Origin of the sequence: Clostridium arbusti SL206 (assembly GCF_000246895.1) — a bacterium.
In the GTDB taxonomy this organism is placed as follows: Bacteria; Bacillota; Clostridia; order Clostridiales; family Clostridiaceae; genus Clostridium_I; species Clostridium_I arbusti.
Genome location: NZ_BAEV01000168.1, coordinates 1 through 3,256, shown reverse-complemented (window position 1 = coordinate 3,256; position 3,256 = coordinate 1). Strand labels below are relative to the sequence as shown.

Annotated in this window: 4 protein-coding genes; all 4 read left to right on the top strand. The window is 22.3% G+C overall.

Features of this window, described 5'->3' with window-relative positions; all coding sequences use genetic code 11:
• Nucleotides 1-329, top strand: a 329-nt coding sequence (locus tag RH99_RS19320) for a hypothetical protein (RefSeq protein ID WP_010241522.1), incomplete at its 5' end; no start/stop codon positions are given.
• A 268-nt stretch (nt 330-597) separates the two neighbouring features.
• On the top strand, nt 598-1,383 hold the full coding sequence (locus tag RH99_RS17755; protein ID WP_010241521.1) for a hypothetical protein: 786 nt from the start codon (nt 598-600) through the stop codon (nt 1,381-1,383).
• A gap of 17 nt (nt 1,384-1,400) precedes the next feature.
• Nucleotides 1,401-2,036: a hypothetical protein gene (locus RH99_RS17750; protein ID WP_010241520.1), complete on the top strand. Its 636-nt coding sequence runs from the start codon at nt 1,401-1,403 to the stop codon at nt 2,034-2,036.
• 538 nt (nt 2,037-2,574) lie between these two features.
• Nucleotides 2,575-3,256, top strand: a 682-nt coding sequence (locus RH99_RS17745) for a hypothetical protein (RefSeq protein ID WP_010241519.1), incomplete at its 3' end; no start/stop codon positions are given.

Genomic DNA, 3,256 nt, shown 5'->3' with positions numbered 1-3,256 from the left:
TAATAAAGGCTTTAACAGATACTATTAATAGTATAATATATAAGAAATATAAACAAAATATTAAATTAAATAATGAGTTGATTTGTAATGAAAAATGGTTTTTAATAATAAAGCAAATAGAAAATATACCAAATATATTCTTTATTGATGAATATAATAAAGATATGCCAACAATAGCTATTAAATCTAAGGATAATAAAATTGATTTTAAATGTCCTGATAATAAAAATTCTGGAATAAGATATCGCGGTAATTATACTGTTGAATCATGTATTACAGGAGATGGAGTTACAAATCAATTTGGTGTTGTGTATTATAAAAAGAAGTAAGTTTATCAATAGATAAGATATAATTAATAAAAAATATAGACGTTTAAATGTAACATAATATATATGTATTATATAAAAAGTTGTTATAATATGTTACATTCAAAGATTTTATATATATAGAATGATTAATAAATAGCTTAACTAAGCCATTTTTAGCAAATCAATGAAAGTAACACAATTATAGTTGTGTTACTTTCACTTGCTTATATATTAGCTATGATATAATTTTCATTAAATATTAATATTAAGTAGAAAGAAGGAAGATTGTATGTACGATCTGTCAGATAAACTTAAAGATAAAATAATAATGCTTATAAAATTCTCTGATGAAAAGTCTAACCTGGAATCATTACAACAAGGAAATTTATATTTAAATACTTTAGAATATTTTCATAAAATGGAACAAGAAACTAAGACAAAAGGTATGGGAGATAATTATGAAGGTAGACATGTATTAGCAGATGTAAATTTTAAAATGTATGATAATGAAACAGGAAAGTTATTTTTATCAGGAACATCAAAGCAAAGTGTAATTAAAACTAAAGAAGATTCTGAAAAGCATATATTATGTACAAGCTACATAGATTATAGTAGTATTGAAATAATTGAACAAGGAAAAGATTTCTTTAAAGGTAATGTACTTTTTAAAGAAGAAGAAAAATCTGAATTTAGAAAACACTTTGGAAAATATGCCTTAATAATATCCTTTGGAGATTTTATTAATAATATAAAGAGTTCATTTGAAAATCAAGGAATAAAAGGTGTTGGAAATAAGGTGAAATATAGTAATTTTTCTAAAAATTATATTGATAGAACTGAATCATTTGCAAAAAATACTCCTGCTAAATATCTCTGGAAAGATATTTATTTTAAAAATCAAAAAGAATATAGATTAGTTGTTCTTAATAGAGATTCAGATAAACCGATACGAATAAAGGTTGATAATATGTCTAAATATTCATATATAATGGATGTAGATCAATTATTTGATGAAGGACTTTATATAGAATCACATTTTAATCCTCAAACTGATATAGTTGAATATAATGAATAGGAGATTATATTTTAAAGATGAAGAATATAAAAGAAAATAATATAAATTTTGACGATATAAAGGATGCTGGGATTGATAATATAGAAGTAGCTTTAGATAATTTTTTACAAGATCGTATCTTAAAAGAAATTCCATTTGTAAAAACTGTAATTGCATTATTTAAAACTGGTAAAAGTATTAGAGACTATTTATTAATGGAAAAATTATGTGCTTTTTTAACTAATATTGAAGACATCCCACAAGATAAAATAAATAAATTTATTAATAAGTTAGAAAATGAAAAAAATATAACCAAGATTGGAATAAAGATACTGCAAATTATTGATAGATTAGACGATACTAGAAAAGCAGAGTTAATTGGAAAGTTATTTAAAGTATTACTTGATGAAGAGATAAATTCATCACAATATTTTAGGCTATGTTACATAATTGATAAATGTTATTATGATGATATTTTTCAATTGAAGTATATTGATGAAGATGGATCTATAACATCACATAATAAACAAATAGATAATGAAATATTAGAAAATTTATTTTCTAACGGATTATTAAGTAGTAAAGGGATTGATGAAGGTACATTTGAAAATACTTATGGTGGTACTATATATGTGTTAAATGACTATAGTAAAATTCTTATTAGATTAATCTAGAAATATTATTATTGATAATAGTACTTATACTTTTATTTCATAATTAAAAGTTACACAAAAGTTACACGAAAGTTACACTTTTTTTAGACCTATTTTAAAATTCAAGGTAGTATAATGTTAATATAAATTATTCTGTAAGATAACATCACAGAATTCGTGATGAAAGGTTCTTGTTTAGGCAAGGACTTTTTTATTTATATTTATCTATTTTGCGTATGATATGTTACATATAATGTACTATATATATAGTAAGTTACATATATAAAATAATTATTAGTAAGAATGGCTCAACTAATCCATTCTTATATTATTATGTAACAAAATAGGGATTGTATTACATTGTATTTTAGGAGGAAGATAAGGATATGGATCGAATTTACAGGGGGTAGCACCAATATTTATAGCAAGGATAATAAATAAATTATATTATAAGTGATAGTGAACTGTTGTATGTAATGCTATAATTTACTTGATGGAAAGCCTTTATATGTATATCTTACTTAAAAAATTTATTGATTGAACTAAAGAGGTGAACACTATGGATGGTATAACTAAGATATTACAATTTATTATTAAATTAATTAATGATGGCAATTATGAAGTTATATTCTATACTATTATCATTATCTTATTTTTGTGGATTTTTAAGGAGTTTAGAAAAACTAAATTAGAATCAGATACGTTAGGCTGTAATAGAATTAATGATGCATTAAAGCTTTATGGGAAAGCACTTTTTTCGATAATTCAGTATCAAAATGGTATTTTTTCATATTCATCAGTTTTTGAAAATTTATATGCTCTTTTTCCATATGCTACTAAAGAAATAATAGATTTAATAAATGAGTTTTCAAAGCATTCAGATCCTAATAATGTTGTAAATTTAAAATTATATTTAGAAAAAGAAGTTAAGTACTTAAAATCATTACAATATGATGATGTATCATTTAGATTCGACAATAAGTTTTTAAATGCTATTTCTTATTATTATAATAAAAATAATTTTTCTTCATTTATTATACCTGTTGTAAATTCTTTTGTTTGTATTACAAGTATTTTAATTCTAGTGATATATTTATTTTCTTTTGCTTCGGCAAATGTCTTTAATAGAATAATTATTTGTATCTTAATTTTTACACTTATTATGCACGCATTTTTAATTATAGCTACAGTAGATCTAATATTTAATAAGAAATTTCAGAAGAATACTAGAAATTGTATAT